The sequence below is a fragment of the Acetobacter sp. DmW_125128 genome (assembly GCF_008704325.1).
Lineage (GTDB): Bacteria > Pseudomonadota > Alphaproteobacteria > Acetobacterales > Acetobacteraceae > Acetobacter > Acetobacter oryzifermentans.
Window position 1 is genome coordinate 154,834 of sequence record NZ_VHOP01000018.1, and the last position, 18,142, is coordinate 172,975.

Consider the following 18,142-nt stretch of genomic DNA (forward strand, 5'->3'; position numbering starts at 1 on the left):
ACGGTCAAGCGCCTACGAATTCAAGCCAGCCAGACACATAGCTCCCATCGGAAACCATGCCAGCTCGTTTTGCCATTACTCCCGGAACGCTTTTGCGTGGCCGTATCTCCTATAGCCAGTTTCTGCAAGGCTATCGCACCGGGTTGGAACCCGTGCTTATGGCTGCCGCTGTACCGGCCCGTAAAGGCCAGCATGTGCTGGAAATTGGCTGTGGCGCTGGAGCCGGGCTGCTTTGCCTGCTCCACCGCGCGCCCACCCTTCAGGGCACGGGCGTGGAAAAAGAAAGTGATACAGCAACCCTGGCCCAGCAAAACATGGTCGCCAACCATCAGCAGAATATCAGGATTCTGAATGCCACATTTCCCGATGTTTTTCTGGAAGATAACCCGCTGCCCGAACAATATTTTGACCACTGCATGGCGAATCCACCGTGGCATGCCCCTTTAGGCACAGCCTCGGCGCACCCGCGTCGTGATCTGGCCCGGCGGATGGGGGCAGATACCTTACCCACATGGATTGCAGGCGCAGCCCGAATCCTGCGCCATAAAGGCAGCCTTACGCTTGCTTTACCCGCGGCATTAGCAGACCAAGCCATTTTCTGCCTGAGCAAATCCGGATTTGGGGGTGTTACGCTTTATCCGTTCTGGCCAAAGGCCGGGCGAGAATCGCGCATTGTCTTGGTGCAGGCCCGCAAAGGCGTTAAAAGCCCAGCCCGTGTTTTGGCTGGTCTGGTGCTGCACGAAGCCGATGGCGCTTTCACGCCATCGGCCCGCACAGTGCTGGAAGAAGGCGCCCCGTTGCCAGGGCTATAAGCTGTTTATTCGAACACAGAGTTTTCAAAAGCCTCTTCCCACGTACCGGCTGTGGAAGCACGGCTGTATTCTGTGGAGCGGTTTTCAAAGAAGTTGGTGTGTTCTACGGCATTCAACATATCATCCAACCACGGCAGCGGGTTGGTTGTGGTGTTGTAAATTGGCTCCAGCCCAAGCTGAGTAAGGCGACGGTCTGCAATAAAGTGGATGTAGGTTTTCACCTGCTCCGCATTCAGCCCTTCTACAGCACCCATTTCAAAGGCCAGATCAATAAAGGCCTCCTCATGCTCTACAATGGTGCGGCAGATATCTGTTAGTTCCGTGCGTAGCTGCTCTGTCCACAGCTCAGGGTTTTCCTGAATGAACACGCGGAACAACCGGATAATGGACAGGCAATGCAGTGTTTCATCACGCACAGACCATGAAACAATCTGCCCCATGCCCTTAAGTTTGTTGAAGCGCGGGAAGTTTAGCAGAATGGCAAAAGAGGCAAAAAGCTGAAGCCCTTCCGTAAAGGCCCCAAAAGCTGCCAGCGTTTTGGCGATTTCATGCTTGCTGTCCACCGTGAACGTTTGCATGTAATCGTATTTATCCTTCATCTCCTTATACTTAAGGAAAGCGGAATACTCGGTTTCGGGCATACCGAGTGTATCCAGAAGGTAGCTGTACGCTGCAATATGGATGGTTTCGATGTTAGAGAAAGCTGAAAGCATCATCAGCACTTCCGTGGGTTTAAACACACGGCTGTAGTGCTTCATGTAGCAGTTGTTCACTTCCACATCGGACTGGGTGAAGAAGCGGAAAATCTGCGTCACCAGATGCTGTTCACCTTCGTTCAGAACGCGGTGCCAGTCTTTTACATCATCGGCCAGAGGCACTTCTTCTGGCAGCCAGTGCAGCCGCTGCTGCGTCAGCCACGCATCATACGCCCATGGGTAGCGGAACGGCTTGTAAACCGGGTTGGCTGTCAGCAGGTCAAACTTCTGTTCCTGCTGCGGCTCCTGACCAGACATATGCTCGCTCATGCTGCCTCCCTTAACGGCAACACGCAGGATGCCGTCATATTTCTTTTATAAACAAATTGTTAGTAGCCAATGCTTACTGACAGGCCAAGCATTCTTCGTAGTCATTCCCGCTTGATGCAGAACCTGACGATGCTTGGGATGAATCCACATTCATCACATCATTCTTGGCCAGAACATTGCTCACTGTATCTGCACGCTGGATAGACAGGCTGCGGCAATAATACAAAGATTTCAGGCCCTTTTTCCAAGCCATGTAGTGGATCTGGTGCAGATCCCGCTTATGCACATCGGCCGGAAGGAACAGATTGACGGACTGTGCCTGACAGATAAACGGCTGGCGATCTGCCGCATGCTCCACGATCCAACGCTGATCCAGTTCGAACGCGGTTTTAAACACGTCCTTTTCCTGCTGGGTCAAAAAATCCAGATGCTGCACGCTGCCTTTGCTGGTGGTAATGGAAGACCACACCTCCGGCGTATCCTGCCCTTTTTCCTCCAGCAGCTTCTGCAAATGCCGGTTACGTACGGTAAAGGAGCCGGAAAGCGTTTTCTGCAAGAACACATTGGCCGCAATTGGCTCAATGCCGGGGCTGGCGTTCCCCGCAATAATGGAAATGGACGCCGTAGGCGCAATAGCCATCTTGTTAGAAAAGCGTTCCATAACGCCGTATTCTTCAGCATCCGGGCATGGGCCGCGCAGTTCCGCCAACTTGCGGGATGCTGCATCTGCCTGCTCACGAATATGCTTGAAAATCTTACGGTTCCAGACCTTTGCTATCACACTTTCAAACGGCACGTTGCGGCTTTGCAGGAAGGTGTGGAAGCCCATAACACCAAGCCCAACAGAGCGTTCACGCATGGCCGCATATTTGGCGCGGTGCATATCTTCTGGCGCACGGTCGATAAAGTCCTGCAGCACATTATCAAGGAACAGCATCACGTCCTCAATAAACTGCGGGTTATCCTTCCACTCATCCCATGTTTCCAGATTCAGGGAAGAAAGACAGCATACAGCCGTACGTGCCTTACCGTGATGATCGATCCCGGTTGGCAGCGTAATTTCGGAACACAGGTTGGAGGTTTTGACTTCTAGCCCAGCTAACTTGTGGTGTTCCGGACGCGCATTGTTCACATGGTCGGAGTAAACAATGTAGGGCTCACCTTGCTCCATGCGGGCCGTAAGAATACGTATCCACAACCCACGGGCAGAAATCTTACGGATAACACTGCTATCTTTAGGGGAGATCAGCGCCCATTCATCATCGCTTTCCACAGCCCGCATAAAGGCGTCTGACACCAGCACACCATGATGCAGGTTCAGCGCCTTACGGTTGGGATCTCCCCCAGTGGGGCGACGCAGTTCGATAAATTCTTCAATTTCTGGGTGCCAGACTGGCAGATACACCGCAGCAGACCCGCGGCGCAAAGAGCCCTGAGAAATAGCCAGTGTGAGGCTATCCATCACGCGGATAAACGGAATAACGCCGGATGTTTTGCCGTTGCGGCCAACATTTTCACCAATGGAGCGCAGATTACCCCAATAGGAACCAATGCCGCCGCCCTTACTGGCCAGCCAGACGTTCTCATTCCACAGATCAACAATGCCCTTCAGGCTATCGCTGGCTTCGTTCAGAAAGCACGAAATAGGCAGCCCGCGTGATGTTCCGCCGTTAGACAGAACGGGCGTTGCTGGCATGAACCAGTGCTTACTGATGTAATCATAAATGCGCTGGGCATGGGCTGCATCTGCCCCGTAATACGAGGCCACACGGCCAAACAGATCCTGATACCCTTCATCCGGCAAAAGGTAACGGTTATCCAGCGTGGCCTTGCCAAAAGGTGTGAGCAACGCATCACGAGAGCGATCTACCCGCACTTGGTGGTGGCCGGGCAACTGCACCATATCTTCCATCTTGCCAGCGTTGAACAGATCGGGTTCCCCGGCTTCTGCCCCCCCGGACGAGGAACGACGAATGTCATTTTCCTGTACGTCAATCAGGGTCATGGCTGGGTTACTCCGCTATTTTCTGCGTCAATTTTGGGGTCGGATGGGGGGCTTTGCCTCCGCACCATATCTCGTGCTTGTGCTCTATCTTGCCCCCTATATCTAGTGAATTTTTGCACAGAAAGCTAGAAAAAGGGGCTTGAAATTTTGAAAGTGGCGGTTTTCTCCCGCTTCTGTGGGGTGCTTTTTTATTCGGCCTGAATCAGTCCGGAAAGCTCCATCCGGCGGCGAGATTCGGCAATACCATCTGCCACGGCCAGAGCTGCCGCCAGAGCGCGCCGACCGGCATTTGCGTCCACCACCACAGGGGCACCGTCCAGACACGCAGCAACAAAAGCTTCGTGTTCAGCCATAAGCGAATCATGCTCTTTCCACGTGATATGCTCGCGCCGGAATCCGCCTGTACCCGGTAAGGGAAGGCCCCGATCACGGCCAATCATTGTCAGTTCCCGTTTTACAAAATCGGCGGACAAGTAGCCTTCCTCAGAAAACAGGCGCATGCGCCGTTCCGTTTTTAGCGAGATGCGGCTGGCGGTTATGGTGGCCACACAGCCGTTTTCAAACCGCACACGCGCATTGGCAATATCTTCATGAGCAGAGCTTACCGCCGCACCCAAGGCATCCACCTGCGCAATAGGGCTATCTACAATAGCCAGAACCAGATCCAAATCATGGATCATCAGATCCAGAATAACGGATACATCCGTGCCGCGCGGCTTGTAGGGGGCAATGCGTGTGGCCTCTATATAAAGAGGGCGGGTGATACGCTGGGTAATGGCATCGTGCTCGGCAGAATAACGCAGCAGGTGCCCAACCTGACAGACCAGCCCGCTTTCATGCGCCAGAGTAACCAGAAAATCTGCCTGTTCCAGCGTGGCGGCTATGGGCTTTTCCACCAACACATGCTTGCCCGCACGCAGCGCTTGCACTGCCAGTTCAAAATGAAATTCTGCTGGAGCAGCCACAACCACGGCATCACACGCTGCCAGTAGGGTATCAACATCCTGCATAACGGGGCATCCGGCTTCTTTTGCTACCAAGGCCGCGCGCTTGTTATCGGGATCAAACAGCCCCACCAGCGTTTCCCGCGCAACGTGGCGCACTTTCAAGGCATGAAAACGTCCGAAATGTCCGGCTCCAATTACGCCAACCTTAAGTGTTTCAGCCATGAAATCCGCCTTCTTTTTGTGCCCTACAAGACTGCATGCAGGCGTAGCACCCCCGTAGCCGAATGCAAGCGCCCTCAACAACAGGCAGCCTTGCCGCAAACTGATGCAGTTTGGCCACGTACATCTTGGTGTGGCGGCCATACAACAGGTATGAAACGCGAATAATGCAGCACAACGGTTGCATCCCGCCTGCCGGGGCGGCATGTTCCCGGCAAGAAAACTGCAAGCGATCAGGTGAGAATGTATTACAGCCGCCTCAAACTGGCCTCGGTGCTGGGCGTGTGCCTGTTGGGCCTGCTGCTGTGCCTACCCAACGGTATGCGCAAGCCTTTCCCTTCCATACCATGGCGTCAAATCCATCTGGGGTTAGATTTGCGGGGCGGGTCTTACCTGCTGATGCAGGTTGACCTTAAAAGCCTCACGCACGACAGGCTCCAGACCTTGGCAGAAAACACGCGTGATGCCCTGCTGAAATCTCAGCTCGGTTATCAGAACATCAACGTGAATGCCGACAAAAACACCGTCTCCTTCCAACCGCGTGATACGGCTGAAGCAGATAGGGATGTTGCTACGCTGGACAAGCTGCCCCGCGTTGTGCCCAATGAATTCAGCGTTAAAAAGCAGGATGACGGCACAATCGCTCTGGTGCTTTCTGCAGATGCCATTAAGGCCCGCGCGCGGGAGGCTGTGACACAGTCTATCGAGATTGTGCGTCGGCGTATTGATGGCACGGGCGCGGTTGACCCCGAAATCACCCGTCAGGGCGATGATCGGATTGTGGTAGAGCTGCCCGGCATCAGTGATCCAGAACGGATTAAAGCGCTGCTTGGCACCACGGCCAAAATGACCTTCCGGCTGGTAGATTCCAACCCGCTGCACGCCACCTATGCCCCCCCGGGTGTGAGCCTTGTGCCCATGGCTAACCCGGCGGAAGGCGGCCCCCTGCCTGTTTTTGACCATGTGGATGTGGATGGCACAGACCTGACCAACGCAGGCGCAGTGATTGACCAGCAAACAGGCGAATGGGCTGTCAGCTTCTCTTTCGATTCAGTGGGCACGCGCGCTTTCTCATCTGTTACGCAAACCAATGTTGGCAAACGCTTCGCCATTGTTCTGGATAACAAGGTGATTGAAGCCCCCGTTATCCGCACCCCCATTACGGGCGGTAACGGGCAGATTACGGGCGGATTTGATGCCCAGAAAGCCACGGATCTGGCACTTATGCTCCGCGCTGGCGCACTGCCCGCACCTTTAAGCGTGGTGGAACAGCGCAGCATCGGGCCATCTCTTGGGGCCGATTCCATTCGGGCCGGTATTCTCAGCCTTGGCGTTGGCTTCCTGCTGGTTGTGGTTTTTATGGTGCTGTTTTATGGCCGCTTTGGCTGGTACGCAGATATCGCCCTGCTGGCCAACCTTGTGCTGATGGTTGCCATTCTCTCTCTGTTCGAAGCTACACTTACACTGCCGGGTATGGCGGGTATGCTGCTGACCTTGGGTATGGCGGTGGACGCCAATATTCTGATTAACGAACGCATACGTGAAGAAGTAGCCCGTGGCCGCACCCCTTTGGCTGCCATGCAAACCGGGTTTGAACGCGCCACCTCCACCATTGTAGATAGTAATGCCACGGCCTTTTTGGCCCATGTCATGCTGTTTGTATTTGGCACCGGGCCGGTGCGTGGCTTTGCGCTAACCATTACCATTGGTATTGCCACCACGCTGTTCACCACCCTGCTGCTTTCCCGCATGCTTATGGCCCGCTGGTATGCGCGTACGCGCCCTGCCAGCCTGCCTGTCTGAAGCGAGGCCATTATGTTCGGACGTCCTCTTCTGCGTTTTGTGCGCAAAGACACGCATATCAACTTCATGCGTGGCCGGTACATGGGGCTTATTGTCTCGGCCGTGCTTTCCATTGCCTCTATTATTCTATTCTTCCACCCCGGCCTTACGCTGGGGCTGGATTTTAGAGGCGGCATTGTGGTGGAAGCCAAAACCAGCGGCCCGGCAGATTTTGCCAAGCTGCGTACGGCGCTGGCGGCACAGCATATCTCCCACGCATCGCTACAGGCATTTGGCGCACCCGATGATGTGTTGATCCGCCTAGATGCCGGAGATGACCAGAATACAGATGCCGTGGTGGACACTGTGCGCCGCGCGGTTACAGATGCACAGCCCGGCACCACCATTTTGCGGGCTGATGCGGTTGGCGCTTCTGTTTCGGCCGAGCTGTTCCGCAATGGTATGCTGGCCCTTGGGCTCAGCTTGGCCATGATTCTGGTTTACATCTGGTTCCGCTTTGAGTGGGAATTTGCCCTTAGCGCCGTGATCACGCTGGTTCTGGACCTGACCAAAACCATGGGCTTTCTGGTTATCACGGGTTTTGAATTTGACCTTGTGATGGTGGCCGCCATTCTGACCATTCTGGGCTATTCCACCAATGATAAGGTGGTGGTGTATGACCGCGTGCGTGAAAACCTGCGCAAATATCGCACCATGCCCCTGATGGAACTGATCAACCTTTCCATTAACGAAACGCTGAACCGTACTTTGGGCACATCCTCCACCGTGTTTTTGGCAGCTCTTCCGCTGGCGCTATGGGGCGGCGCTACGCTTTCCGGTTTTGCATGGACCATGTTGTTCGGCATTGTGGTGGGTACTTCCTCCTCCATCTTCATTGCAGCGCCGCTACTGCTGTTTATGGGAGAAGGCAGACTAAAACGTGGTGCCAAGGCTGGCCCAGCCCCGGCGCAGCAGAAAAGCTGATACGCTTTTCCTTGCAACAATAAGCCAACAAAAACGGAGCGGGTTATGCACCCTGCTCCGTTTTTTTATGTCTAGCGCATGAAACCGGATGTTGGTGGTGGTGGTAAAAGAATGGCGCCAGACAATGCAGGAGAAAGAGGCTGCGTGGGTTGTTCCACCGCGCCAATAAAATCTTCCACCTTCTGGCCCGCCTTCCGCAGCCTGCGCCGGGTTGGTTTATCCCGAAACGCCAGAATAGCCAAAAGCGCGTTTCTGTCTGTTGTAATAATATTGAAGACTTGGGCAGGTGGCAGATCTTCTGTCATTATCCGCCCGCGCGCCATACCATTGGCTATGACGTAACTGTACAGCAATGTGCGCGGTGTTTCCTGCACCTTCAACCCGCGTGAGCTTTGGCACCCTGCCAACCCTAAAATGGCCAGAACACCTATTGCTGAACGAAAAAAAACCGGAAAGCCGGATCGGGAGCACTTCATATAAGAAGCATATCCCATATCCCACTTTCCGGGAACAGATCACACAGCTACCATTTTAAGCCAATGGTGGCTGGCATAAGGCGTATTAGCCCTGATGCGGTGCCTGATCTTTATTGTTGGCTGCCAGTTCATCACGAATCTGCTCAAGCAGAACTTCGGTTTTGGATGGCGGCGGCGGTGCCTTGGGTTCTTCATCTTCACGCACATGCAAGCGTGTCAGGGCTTTAACCATCCAGAAAATAGCCATGGCTACAATCAGGAACTGGATAACGGCGTTCAGGAACAAGCCAAGGTTCAGTGTAACAGCACCTGCTTTCTGGGCTTCTGCCAGAGTTGCCAGATGCGGGCCCTTAAGCGTGATGAACAGGTTGGAAAAATCAATCCCGCCGATAAGCAGACCAATCAATGGGTTGAAGATGTCTTTTACCAAGCTGTTCACAATGGATGTAAACGCAGCACCAATAATAACACCAACAGCCAGATCAACAACGTTGCCGCGCATGATGAACGCCCGGAACTCGCCCACCCAACCTGGGGCATGGACGTGAGATTTAAGGTCAGCCATACAAAAATTCCTGTTTAATACTGAAAAATCCGCCCAGAGGTAGCCGTTTTACTGCTTTTTCCTCAAGCCCCTGTATCAAGATTGACACATTTTTCTTAATATTTAAGGTATTCTGTAACACAAATGCTGCACAAACGCTGTTATTTGCCCTTTATATGCTTCACTTCATTATCATGCCCAACAAGGCAAATGAACGGTTGATCCAGCATACGCATTTCGTTTATATGCACGGCAATCTTGGCCCGGTCGGTATCGGGCCCTTTCTGCTGTAACGAAAGAACCAGTTTCATGAAACCCGGCATTCACCCCGATTATCACGAAATCAATGTTGTCATGACTGACGGCACGGAATTCAAGACGAACTCCTGCTATGGTAAGGCTGGCGACACGCTCCGTCTGGACGTTGACCCCAAGTCTCACCCAGCTTGGACAGGCGTGCAGCGTATGCTGGATACCGGGGGCCAGGTTGCCAAGTTCAACAAGCGTTTTGCTGGTATTGGCACCCGCAAAAAAGGCTGATTTTTCAGTTCTTTGCGTATGCAGAAAAGCCCCGCCTCTTGAAAAAGAGCGCGGGGCTTTCCACGTTCAGGGGTAAGGAAATGCCCGCATATGGGGTTTCCGCCAAAAAATGCTGCCGGGCACGATTGCCTTCGGGGGTCTTGGCAAAACCGGCAGAACCTTGCTGAACGAGGAGGTTCTTACATGAGTTACGATTTTACACCGCTATTTCGCACGGCAATTGGCTTTGACCGCCTTGCACAGGTTATGGATTCTGCGGCCCGCTCACCGGGCAACTCCAGCTTTCCGCCCTATGATATCGCCAAAACGGGAAGTGATAGCTACACGCTTACCATGGCCATAGCTGGCTTTGGGCCGGAAGATATAGAACTGGTGGTGCAGGATAACACGCTTGTTGTATCTGGCCGCGTTAATGCTCCGCAGGATGAAGGAGAAATCCTGCACCGAGGCATTGCCCGCCGTGCGTTTGAACGCCGCTTTGCACTGGCAGACCATGTGGAAGTAACAGGCGCAGAAATGAATAACGGGCTTTTGCGCATTACGGTGCAGCAGATTATTCCTGAAGCGCTTAAGCCACGCCGTATTCCTGTTAAAACTGTCAGCACCACGCCAGAAGAACGTGCCGTTACAACCGAGCAGAAAAATCAGGTGTCGCAGCAACCTCAGCAATCTATTGCCACAGCCGCCTGATTGCTGAAGTGTTACCAATACACTTCATATAGGCCCAGCAAGGGGGAAGCTGCAGTTTCCCCCTTATTTAATGTGTAGAATATTGAGCCGTTATGTGTATTGCGGCTTGACCTGAAGCTGCCACTCCCCCCATATCGTGGCACAGATGCGCGCCGGCAGGCACGCAGGCCTGCGGAACACGTTCCGGGCCGTCAAGTTCCCGGTGCCTGCGCAAGCGCCGCCCGACGACAGGAATACAAAAACATGACGACCCTACCGTTAATGCCCAAAGCAACTGCTGTGTGGCTGATTGAAAAAACTGCTCTCAGTTTTGAACAGATTGCCGCTTTCTGCGGTATGCACCCGCTGGAAGTGCAGGCCATTGCTGATGGCGAAGTGGCACATGGTATTGTCGGGTATGATCCGGTTGCGAATCACCAGCTCAAGCAGGAAGAAATCCAGCGTTGTGAAAAAGACCCCAACGCACGGCTGAAAATTCTACCTTCTAACAACCCTGTGCGCCGTCGCTCCAAGGGGGCGCGTTATACGCCTGTTGCTAAACGTCATGATCGTCCGGATGGCATTGCATTCCTGCTGCGCAACTATCCGCAACTGAGCGATCAGCAGGTTGTTAAGCTGCTTGGCACCACCAAAGATACCATTGCCAAAGTGCGCAACAAGCAGCATTGGAACACCCCCAACATCAAACCGCGTGATCCGGTAACCGTGGGGCTGTGCAGCCAAACAGATCTGAACGCTGCCGTGCACGAAGCCAATATGCGTCTGGAACGTGATGGGCAGGAAATTCCTGCGCCCGTAACAGATATGGAAAGCTTTAGCTCTTCCGAAAACTAATGGAATGATGCCCTGAGGCAGAAGATCGTTCTTTCTGCCTCAGAAGCATTTAAGCTGCCAAATACGGCGTTAAACCGAAAGGCGCTCTATTTCTTCCTTTATTCGTAGCTTTTGTAATTTTAAGCACATCAGCACGCGCTCGTCCGGTCTGGGGCGTCCACCTTCGCTCATAATTTTCTGATCAATACGGAAATGGCGCGATTTAAGACTCTCGATCCTTGAAAGGCGTGTCATTTGGGTGCCTCCACTCGATTGATGACCCACAAACGCTAACGTACTGAGGATAAGAAAGTTCATGTTAATTTCATATATCACGCCCTGCTGGCATGCGGGCTGAGCATAGAAGTTTTTTTGTAATCCTGGCTGGCGTCCGGCTCTTACATGGTAAACACTGCTTCGGGCATGCTATTCACTCTGCGGGCCGCCAGACCCGGCGCACGATTCCGCATCAGTGGTGAAGGAGACAGGACATCATGCTGCGAGATCGCGATTTACTGCTTGCCCAACTGCATGAACTGCGTAGTGAACACAGAGATCTGGATACAGTTATCAGCCGGATGGGGCATGAAACCACCTTTATTGATCAACTATATCTCCAGCGGCTTAAAAAGCGTAAACTCCTGTTAAAAGATCAGATCACCAAGGTTGAAAGCCTTCTGATCCCTGATGATATCGCCTAAACCACCCCGTTACAGACTTTAGAAAACCCGGATAGATACCTACCGTGAGCGAAACCGCCCCCCTGCCCTCCGCTTCCGATGCTTTAGATGACAAAGCAGCCTCTGCCCCAGTTGTGGGGATTATCATGGGCAGCCAGTCAGATTGGGAAACCATGCGCCATGCGGATGGATTGCTGACCGAGCTGGAAATCCCGCATGAAACCCTAATTGTTTCAGCACATCGCACACCAGATCGGCTGGCTGATTACGCACGCACAGCAGCCGAACGCGGGCTAAATGTCATTATTGCTGGTGCTGGCGGGGCTGCGCATCTGCCGGGTATGTGCGCGGCATGGACACGCCTGCCCGTTTTAGGTGTTCCGGTAGAATCCCGCGCACTTAAAGGCATGGACAGCCTGCTTTCTATTGTGCAGATGCCCGGTGGCGTGCCCGTGGGCACTTTGGCTATTGGTGCATCCGGGGCAAAAAATGCAGCCTTGCTGGCAGCCTCCATTCTGGCGCTGCACAATCCGGCCCTTGCTGCGCGGCTTGAAACATGGCGTGCATTGCAAACAGCCTCTGTCCCCAACTCCCCCATTACCGAAGATAAATGACCTCCTCACATTCTCCGCTTAAGCCCAATGCCGTTATCGGCATTGTGGGCGGTGGCCAGCTTGGCCGTATGTCTGCCATTGCAGCTGCACGCCTTGGGTTTCGCACACATATTCTGACAACCGAGGCCAATGGCCCGGCGTCTCAGGTTTCTCACGCTGTAACATGCGGCAAGTATGATGATCCGGTAGCACTGGATGCATTTGCCAGCGCGGTTGATGTTGTAACTTTTGAGTTTGAAAACATCAGTGCAGATGCGTTGGACCTTTTGGCCACACACTGTCCTGTGCATCCTTCGGGCCATATTTTGCGCATCAGCCAAGATAGACTGGCTGAAAAAACTTTTTTTGCTTCTGCGGGCATCCCATTAGCACCGTGGCATGCGGTCACAGATGTAAAAACCCTACATGAAGCCGCAGAAAAAGTTCGCTTACCGCTGATTCTCAAAACCACCCGCAATGGATATGATGGCAAAGGCCAGCGCCGTGTGCACCATATCCATGATCTGGAAGATGCTTTTAACGCCTTGGCACCACATCCTCTGGTTGCAGAAGGTATGGTAGATTTTGCCTGCGAAATTAGCGTTATGGTGGTGCGCAGTGCCGATGGTACGGTGCGGTGTTTTGATCCAGCGCTCAACCGGCACTGGAATGGTATTCTAGACCTTACACTAGCTCCGGCCCCTATTGATCCAAACATTGCCGCGCAGGCCGTAAAACTGGCCACCACTATTGCAGAAAAACTGGAATTGGTTGGCATTCTGGGCGTTGAGATGTTTGTTGATCGCACCGGCAACCTGTTGGTGAACGAAATGGCCCCTCGCCCCCATAATTCGGGCCACTGGACCATGAACGCCTGCCCACAGGATCAGTTTGACATGCACATCCGTGCAGTTGCGGGGCTGCCTTTGCCCCATGCTGTGCGCCATTCTGATGCCATCATGAAAAATCTGGTTGGGCCGGAAGATATGGCTCTGTTGCCACAAATTATGGCTACTCAAGGCTTTATTCCGCACTTATACGGCAAGAAAGAAGCCCGCGTTGGCCGTAAAATGGGGCATGTGAATATTCTGTTCCCCTACGGCGCACTTCCCGGCAATTTGGGTATTCAGGATGCTTTGGGGCCACTGGCCACCAAAACCGCTGCCCCGGAACCAAAAGAAGACACAGCCGCCAGTTAAGACACTGCGTGAAGCAGGATATTTACAGAAGCCCTGCTTCACGCATGCTCAACAGCTTTTCTCCGGCAACAATAATATGATCCCATACGTGGATATTCATAATTTTTGCTGCACCACAAATTTGCGTTGTCATCACCACATCATCGGCTGAAGGCGTTGGGTCTCCGCTTGGGTGATTATGCACCAACACCAGAATAGTAGCTTTGAGCTGCAAGGCGCGTGATACAATTTCCCGCGGGTAGACAGGCGTATGATCCACCGTGCCCTGCCCCATAACATCATCAACCAGAAGCTGGTGCTTTTCATTTAGAAACAATACGCGCACCTGTTCGCGCTTTTCAGGCCCCATAACAGCCCGTAAATACGCATAAAGCTGTGTGCTATCAGCCAATATGCCAGAACGGCGTAATCTTGCGCGTTGGATACGCAACCCAGTTTCACGCGCCAACATCAGCAAAACGCGTGCAGCCTCTGGCAATGCCTTTATGCTTTTACTTGGCTCCTGCCAGCTTATAGCTGCCATTACTGCGGACAGGTTTCCATATTCATGTAATAAGTTCTGTGCCTGTTCCTGTGCTTTAGCATTACGCGGCTGTGCCTGTACTATAAGCCTGCATAGCAGAGAAAAATCCGTTTCTTCCGCCTCAGAAGCTTCTGGCACTGTGCCGCCATAAATTTCGGCTGGAAACGCAATAGCTTCCGCAGTTGAAACATTCAGCCGAAAATGCGTGGCATCAGCAAATTGACTTGTCGCTTTTTTTTCGGGTTTTGTAGGTGGGCGCGTCAAAATTTCGGCCCTGCGTGGTGGTTAAAGCTACGCCATTCACCCCACCCAATGGTAATATGATCATGCACCTCCACCGCCAACAATGGGGCGCTACGCTGCAATTCCCTTACAAAAGGCGCATTTTGCGCAAGGCTTTGATCCAGCGTTTGATTTTCTGCCACCAAATCCACAGTTACCAACGCACAGGCATGCAAAGCCAATGCACGTTGCAAAACCAGCGCCACAGCCTGCCGAATACAGGCCATAGCCTCATGGCTGCTGCCTTCATGCAAAAACGCTGGCACCGTTTCATCGGCAATTAACTGGTTGCGGCTATCCAGAAACAAGGCACGCACCTGCCCTCTGGGGGCATTTGCCAGATAAACATCTGCATATTCTAAAATACTGTCCCAGTTGCCCAAAAACTGGCGTGATTCCTCACCACTTTCTGGCAACCGGTCTGCCACGCAGGCCACATCTTGCAATACTGCGACACTTGCCCGTGTAACACCACTGATCTGGCGCAGATTTTCTTCTCCTGCTTCCAGCACAGCCTGCAAATTACCAAACGTATTGATAAGGCTTTTTGCCAAGGGCTTTGTATCTTTACGTGGAATCCCGACATACAACAGCATTTCCAGCAATTCGTAATCAGCCAAGGAAGCTGCGCCCTGGGCCAACACGCGTTGGCGCATACGTTTGCGATGCCCTGTAGGGCCGGTGCTTTCAAAAACAGGCAGGGCACCTTGCGGTGCATTTAAACAACCTTGGGTTGTGTCAGCCTTTACTGCAAAGCTGCTGGGCTTTTTTTGCCTTTTCTGCTCAGCCGACTGTCTCCCCATTCCATTGCTCCGTTTGGCCTGAAGCGCACATGCTTATATAAAGGCATGGTGAATACGTCCGAACACCCCTCCGCCCCGCTTTTTTCATCTCCGTCTGCATCGGGTGACAGTTATCTGGCTCGTCTTAACCCCGAACAGCGCGCTGCTATTGAAACAACGGATGGCCCTTTGCTGGTGCTGGCTGGTGCTGGCACAGGCAAAACACGGGTTTTAACCACCCGCTTTGCGCATATCCTGCTGACAGGCCGCGCCAAGCCATGGCAGATCCTGACAGTAACCTTTACCAATAAAGCTGCGCGAGAAATGCGTGAGCGTATTGGGCTGCTTTTGGGCAGTCCGGCAGAAGGGCTATGGTTAGGCACATTTCATGCCCTGTGTGCGCGTATGCTGCGCCGCCATGCCGAATATGTGGGACTCACACAAAGCTTTACAATTTTGGATACGGATGACCAGCTGCGCCTGCTCAAACAGGTTATGGCCCCGTGGCAGATTGATATCAAACGCTGGCCTGCTCCTGGCCTTTTAGGCGTTATTCAGCGCTGGAAAGACCGTGGGCTTACACCAGAGCGCATTACCCCCTCCGAGGATTCGGACTTTGCCAACGGCCACGCCCGCGCCATTTACACCGCGTATCAGGCCCGCCTGAAGCAACTGAACGCCTGCGATTTTGGTGATCTGATGCTGCATGTGACCGAAATTTTGCGCACACGGCCTGATGTGCTGGCACAGTATCATCGCCTGTTCCGTTACATTCTGGTGGATGAGTATCAGGATACCAACACCATTCAATACCTCTGGCTGCGTCTGCTGGCCAAACACGCAGAAGGCCCGGCCAATATCTGCTGCGTGGGGGATGATGACCAATCCATCTACTCATGGCGTGGTGCAGAAGTTGAAAACATTCTGCGGTTTGAAAAAGATTTTCCCTCCGCCAAGGTTGTGCGGCTAGAACGCAATTATCGCTCTACCCGGCATATTCTGGGGGCTGCCGCAGGGCTTATCGCCCATAATAGCGAACGGTTAGGCAAGACACTTCGCCCTGGCAGAGAAGATGCAGAAGGTAAAAAAGTTAGCGTTCTTGGTGTGTGGGATTCGGATACAGAAGCCCGCATGGTATGCGAACAGGCAGAAAAACTACGCGCACAAGGCCACGCTTTAAAAGAAATAGCCATTCTGGTGCGTGCGGGCTTTCAAACCCGCGCGTTTGAAGAACGGCTTATGCAAACTGGCCTACCCTATCGCATTGTAGGTGGCCTGCGTTTTTATGAACGTGCAGAAATACGTGATGCACTGGCCTATATGCGCGTACTAAGCCAACCGGCGGATGATCTGGCGTTTGAACGCATTATCAATGTACCCAAACGCGGCGTTGGCCCTGCCGGGTTGCAAAAGCTGCATGCTGCTGCCCGCGCCAACAGCCTGCCCCTTACCGGCGGCACTGAAAAGCTTCTGGAAGATAACGCGCTAAAAGGAAAATCCGCCGCCCATTTACGCCAGTTGATGGAAGCCTTTGCCAGCACACGCGATATTTTAGCGCGTGAAGGCCATGTGGTGGCTGTTGAACACCTGCTGGAAGAAAGCGGGTATCTGGATATGTGGCGGCAGGACCGCTCCCCCGATGCGCCGGGACGGCTGGAAAACCTGAAGGAACTGACACGTGCGCTGGCTGATTTTGGAACGCTGGGCGAGTTTTTAGAACACGTTGCCCTTGTGATGGATCATGATGAAAACGGGCAGGATGATTACCTGTCCATCATGACTCTGCATGGCGCCAAAGGGCTTGAATTCGATACAGTCTTTCTGCCCGGGTGGGAGGAAGGTGTTTTTCCCTCTCAACGCACGTTGGATGAAGGTGGCCTGAAAGGGCTGGAGGAAGAACGCAGGCTGGCTTACGTGGGCATTACACGCGCACGGCAGGAAGCCATTATCTTTCATGCTGGCCGTCGGCGTATTTACGCCAACTGGCAGCCTTCCATGCCCAGCCGCTTTTTAGACGAACTGCCAGATGAACACGTGGTTCGCCATGATGAAGGCGGTACGTTCCAACGGCAGGGCCTTAATCTTTCCGAATCCGTGTTTGATAACGGCCCCATTATTGCCCGCCGCAGAAAAGACCCCATGCTGGAAGCCGCACCGGCCCTGCAACTGGGTGACCATGTACGCCACCCCCGCTTTGGGGAAGGCATCGTTATTTCGGCAGATCGGCACCATGTTGAAGTGTCTTTTGAATCTGTCGGCACCAAACGTCTTCTTTCATCCTTTATCGAGAAAATCTAATGGCTCCTCCTACCCGCCGTCATGCCACCAGCCTTGAAACCATTTCTGTCACTGTGCCGGAAGCGGCGGTGGAAGCTTACGAAAATGCCATTGGCAGCGTGTGCGCCACGGTTGGTATTTTTGAGGCCAACCCGGAAGGCACCCTGTGGCGGGTAGAAGGCGTGAAAGATACCGGACACCGGGAAGATGAACTAACCGCCAGCCTTGTGCTGGCCGAACTGACAAGTGGCGTTACCGCTCCACTGGAACGCACCAGCACGGAAGCAGAAGGCTGGCTGGCCCGCACGTATGAGGCTTTTCCCGAACAGGAAGTGGGCCGCCGTTTTGTGGTGCGTGGCACGCATTTGCCCGATTCTAAAAATGCCACCCGAATTGTGCTCACGCTGGATGCGGGCGTAGCTTTTGGATCAGGCGAGCATGGCTCCACCCGCGGGTGCCTGCGCGCGTTGGAGCGTGTGGCTTACCGTCGCCCTCGCCGGATTTTGGATCTGGGCTGCGGCACCGGTATTCTGGCCATGGCTGCTGCGGCATTGCTGCACCAAAAGGTGCTGGCAGTGGATATTGAGCCGTGGTCTGTGCGCGTAGCGGCACAAAATGCCAAGCGTAACCAGCTTGGGCGCGTGCTTACATGCCGCTTGGGCAACGGGTGGCAAACGCCTGCCATCTGGAAGGCCGCACCGTTTGATCTGGTTTTTGCCAATATTCTGGCCCGCCCTTTGTGCCTGATGGCCAAAGATCTGGCACGGTATCTGGCCCCCGGCGGCACGGTTATTCTGGCAGGGTTGTTGCGCACACAGGTACGTATGGTGTTGGCCGCGCATCGGCGGCAGGGGCTGGTTCTTGAGCAGGAACTGACAGAAGGAGAATGGGCCACCCTTATTCTACGCCGCCCGGTTCTTCCTGTTCGAAAAACACCCTGATCAGCCTTTTCTTTTCCTACGTTATTTC

The 18,142-nt window shown here is 53.5% G+C and carries 20 protein-coding genes; 11 read left to right on the top strand and 9 right to left on the bottom strand.

Going from position 1 to position 18,142, the window contains the following annotated elements; all coding sequences use genetic code 11:
- The first annotated feature begins 56 nt into the window (after positions 1–56).
- Complete coding sequence (locus FKW19_RS07430; RefSeq protein ID WP_063353917.1) at positions 57–812, top strand: tRNA1(Val) (adenine(37)-N6)-methyltransferase; 756 nt, start codon at positions 57–59, stop codon at positions 810–812.
- A gap of 5 nt (positions 813–817) precedes the next feature.
- Here the strand turns inward: FKW19_RS07430 and FKW19_RS07435 are convergent, their stop codons facing one another.
- From FKW19_RS07435 to FKW19_RS07445, 3 genes are all read right to left on the bottom strand, one after another.
- Positions 818–1,837 carry a ribonucleotide-diphosphate reductase subunit beta gene (locus FKW19_RS07435; protein WP_006115142.1) on the bottom strand — a complete coding sequence of 340 codons (1,020 nt, stop codon included), beginning with the start codon at positions 1,835–1,837 and terminating at the stop codon, positions 818–820.
- 73 nt (positions 1,838–1,910) lie between these two features.
- Complete coding sequence (locus FKW19_RS07440) at positions 1,911–3,842, bottom strand: ribonucleoside-diphosphate reductase subunit alpha (protein ID WP_035351500.1); 1,932 nt, start codon at positions 3,840–3,842, stop codon at positions 1,911–1,913.
- 188 nt (positions 3,843–4,030) lie between these two features.
- Positions 4,031–5,011 carry a Gfo/Idh/MocA family protein gene (locus FKW19_RS07445; RefSeq protein WP_035351501.1) on the bottom strand — a complete coding sequence of 327 codons (981 nt, stop codon included), beginning with the start codon at positions 5,009–5,011 and terminating at the stop codon, positions 4,031–4,033.
- Positions 5,012–5,245: 234 nt separating this feature from the next.
- Between FKW19_RS07445 and secD the strand changes: the two genes are divergently transcribed.
- Together secD and secF are read left to right on the top strand one after the other, a co-directional pair.
- On the top strand, positions 5,246–6,811 hold the full coding sequence (gene secD / locus FKW19_RS07450; protein ID WP_006115138.1) for a protein translocase subunit SecD: 1,566 nt from the start codon (positions 5,246–5,248) through the stop codon (positions 6,809–6,811).
- Positions 6,812–6,823: 12 nt separating this feature from the next.
- Positions 6,824–7,774: a protein translocase subunit SecF gene (secF, locus tag FKW19_RS07455; RefSeq protein ID WP_063353915.1), complete on the top strand. Its 951-nt coding sequence runs from the start codon at positions 6,824–6,826 to the stop codon at positions 7,772–7,774.
- Between the two features lie 71 nt (positions 7,775–7,845).
- On the opposite strand, the gene FKW19_RS07460 is transcribed toward secF, so the two are convergent.
- The 3 genes from FKW19_RS07460 to FKW19_RS15415 form a co-directional block, all read right to left on the bottom strand.
- The gene (locus FKW19_RS07460; RefSeq protein WP_116100289.1) at positions 7,846–8,250 is read right to left on the bottom strand and encodes a hypothetical protein; all 405 of its coding nucleotides are present in this window, start codon (positions 8,248–8,250) and stop codon (positions 7,846–7,848) included.
- A gap of 85 nt (positions 8,251–8,335) precedes the next feature.
- Positions 8,336–8,815, bottom strand: coding sequence for a large conductance mechanosensitive channel protein MscL (mscL, locus tag FKW19_RS07465; protein WP_006115135.1), 480 nt, complete (start codon positions 8,813–8,815; stop codon positions 8,336–8,338).
- Between the two features lie 140 nt (positions 8,816–8,955).
- Positions 8,956–9,105 (bottom strand): hypothetical protein, encoded by a 150-nt coding sequence (locus FKW19_RS15415; protein ID WP_162269445.1) that lies wholly within the window; start codon positions 9,103–9,105, stop codon positions 8,956–8,958.
- On the opposite strand from FKW19_RS15415, the gene rpmE reads away from it, so the two are divergent.
- The 3 genes from rpmE (at position 9,104) to FKW19_RS07480 (ending at position 10,858) form a co-directional block, all read left to right on the top strand.
- The gene (gene rpmE / locus FKW19_RS07470; RefSeq protein WP_006115134.1) at positions 9,104–9,334 is read left to right on the top strand and encodes a 50S ribosomal protein L31; all 231 of its coding nucleotides are present in this window, start codon (positions 9,104–9,106) and stop codon (positions 9,332–9,334) included. The two genes, FKW19_RS15415 and rpmE, sit on opposite strands and share 2 nt — an antisense overlap.
- A gap of 183 nt (positions 9,335–9,517) precedes the next feature.
- Entirely contained in the window at positions 9,518–10,024 is a 507-nt protein-coding gene (locus FKW19_RS07475; RefSeq protein WP_035351759.1) for an Hsp20 family protein, read from the top strand.
- Positions 10,025–10,267: 243 nt separating this feature from the next.
- Positions 10,268–10,858 carry a DUF1013 domain-containing protein gene (locus FKW19_RS07480; protein WP_035351508.1) on the top strand — a complete coding sequence of 197 codons (591 nt, stop codon included), beginning with the start codon at positions 10,268–10,270 and terminating at the stop codon, positions 10,856–10,858.
- Positions 10,859–10,927: 69 nt separating this feature from the next.
- Here the strand turns inward: FKW19_RS07480 and FKW19_RS07485 are convergent, their stop codons facing one another.
- Entirely contained in the window at positions 10,928–11,092 is a 165-nt protein-coding gene (locus tag FKW19_RS07485; protein WP_080585990.1) for a YdcH family protein, read from the bottom strand.
- Between the two features lie 239 nt (positions 11,093–11,331).
- Between FKW19_RS07485 and FKW19_RS07490 the strand changes: the two genes are divergently transcribed.
- Genes FKW19_RS07490 through FKW19_RS07500 form a run of 3 tightly spaced genes read left to right on the top strand, consistent with a single transcriptional unit; the run spans position 11,332 to position 13,309 of the window.
- Positions 11,332–11,538, top strand: a complete 207-nt coding sequence (locus FKW19_RS07490; protein ID WP_006115131.1) for a YdcH family protein — start codon at positions 11,332–11,334, stop codon at positions 11,536–11,538.
- A 44-nt stretch (positions 11,539–11,582) separates the two neighbouring features.
- A complete protein-coding gene (gene purE / locus FKW19_RS07495) occupies positions 11,583–12,131 on the top strand; it encodes a 5-(carboxyamino)imidazole ribonucleotide mutase (protein WP_006115130.1) in 549 nt (182 codons plus the stop codon).
- Positions 12,128–13,309, top strand: a complete 1,182-nt coding sequence (locus FKW19_RS07500; RefSeq protein WP_089178883.1) for a 5-(carboxyamino)imidazole ribonucleotide synthase — start codon at positions 12,128–12,130, stop codon at positions 13,307–13,309. Before purE ends, FKW19_RS07500 begins: the two co-directional genes overlap by 4 nt.
- A 22-nt stretch (positions 13,310–13,331) precedes the next feature.
- Here FKW19_RS07500 and FKW19_RS07505 read toward each other — a convergent pair whose 3' ends face one another.
- Both FKW19_RS07505 and FKW19_RS07510 read right to left on the bottom strand, forming a co-directional pair.
- Entirely contained in the window at positions 13,332–14,096 is a 765-nt protein-coding gene (locus FKW19_RS07505) for a RadC family protein (RefSeq protein ID WP_006115128.1), read from the bottom strand.
- Positions 14,093–14,917: a RadC family protein gene (locus FKW19_RS07510; RefSeq protein ID WP_089179904.1), complete on the bottom strand. Its 825-nt coding sequence runs from the start codon at positions 14,915–14,917 to the stop codon at positions 14,093–14,095. Before FKW19_RS07510 ends, FKW19_RS07505 begins: the two co-directional genes overlap by 4 nt.
- Positions 14,918–14,962: 45 nt before the next feature.
- Here FKW19_RS07510 and FKW19_RS07515 point away from each other — a divergent pair, with 45 nt between their 5' ends.
- On the top strand, positions 14,963–17,194 hold the full coding sequence (locus FKW19_RS07515; RefSeq protein WP_193561068.1) for an ATP-dependent helicase: 2,232 nt from the start codon (positions 14,963–14,965) through the stop codon (positions 17,192–17,194).
- Positions 17,194–18,114, top strand: a complete 921-nt coding sequence (locus FKW19_RS07520; protein ID WP_089178881.1) for a 50S ribosomal protein L11 methyltransferase — start codon at positions 17,194–17,196, stop codon at positions 18,112–18,114. The genes FKW19_RS07515 and FKW19_RS07520 overlap by 1 nt, the downstream gene beginning before the upstream one ends.
- The last annotated feature ends 28 nt before the right edge of the window (positions 18,115–18,142 follow it).

What these genes read in the sequence shown, in the direction of transcription:
- FKW19_RS07430 (WP_063353917.1), top strand. Translation starts at nt 57, where the DNA reads ATGCCAGCTCGTTTTGCCATTACTCCCGGAACGCTTTTGCGTGGCCGT.
- FKW19_RS07435 (WP_006115142.1), bottom strand. Translation starts at nt 1,837, where the DNA reads ATGAGCGAGCATATGTCTGGTCAGGAGCCGCAGCAGGAACAGAAGTTT.
- FKW19_RS07440 (WP_035351500.1), bottom strand. Translation starts at nt 3,842, where the DNA reads ATGACCCTGATTGACGTACAGGAAAATGACATTCGTCGTTCCTCGTCC.
- FKW19_RS07445 (WP_035351501.1), bottom strand. Translation starts at nt 5,011, where the DNA reads ATGGCTGAAACACTTAAGGTTGGCGTAATTGGAGCCGGACATTTCGGA.
- secF (WP_063353915.1), top strand. Translation starts at nt 6,824, where the DNA reads ATGTTCGGACGTCCTCTTCTGCGTTTTGTGCGCAAAGACACGCATATC.
- FKW19_RS07460 (WP_116100289.1), bottom strand. Translation starts at nt 8,250, where the DNA reads ATGAAGTGCTCCCGATCCGGCTTTCCGGTTTTTTTTCGTTCAGCAATA.
- mscL (WP_006115135.1), bottom strand. Translation starts at nt 8,815, where the DNA reads ATGGCTGACCTTAAATCTCACGTCCATGCCCCAGGTTGGGTGGGCGAG.
- rpmE (WP_006115134.1), top strand. Translation starts at nt 9,104, where the DNA reads ATGAAACCCGGCATTCACCCCGATTATCACGAAATCAATGTTGTCATG.
- FKW19_RS15415 (WP_162269445.1), bottom strand. Translation starts at nt 9,105, where the DNA reads ATGAAACTGGTTCTTTCGTTACAGCAGAAAGGGCCCGATACCGACCGG.
- FKW19_RS07475 (WP_035351759.1), top strand. Translation starts at nt 9,518, where the DNA reads ATGAGTTACGATTTTACACCGCTATTTCGCACGGCAATTGGCTTTGAC.
- FKW19_RS07480 (WP_035351508.1), top strand. Translation starts at nt 10,268, where the DNA reads ATGACGACCCTACCGTTAATGCCCAAAGCAACTGCTGTGTGGCTGATT.
- FKW19_RS07485 (WP_080585990.1), bottom strand. Translation starts at nt 11,092, where the DNA reads ATGACACGCCTTTCAAGGATCGAGAGTCTTAAATCGCGCCATTTCCGT.
- FKW19_RS07490 (WP_006115131.1), top strand. Translation starts at nt 11,332, where the DNA reads ATGCTGCGAGATCGCGATTTACTGCTTGCCCAACTGCATGAACTGCGT.
- FKW19_RS07500 (WP_089178883.1), top strand. Translation starts at nt 12,128, where the DNA reads ATGACCTCCTCACATTCTCCGCTTAAGCCCAATGCCGTTATCGGCATT.
- FKW19_RS07510 (WP_089179904.1), bottom strand. Translation starts at nt 14,917, where the DNA reads ATGGGGAGACAGTCGGCTGAGCAGAAAAGGCAAAAAAAGCCCAGCAGC.
- FKW19_RS07515 (WP_193561068.1), top strand. Translation starts at nt 14,963, where the DNA reads ATGGTGAATACGTCCGAACACCCCTCCGCCCCGCTTTTTTCATCTCCG.
- FKW19_RS07520 (WP_089178881.1), top strand. Translation starts at nt 17,194, where the DNA reads ATGGCTCCTCCTACCCGCCGTCATGCCACCAGCCTTGAAACCATTTCT.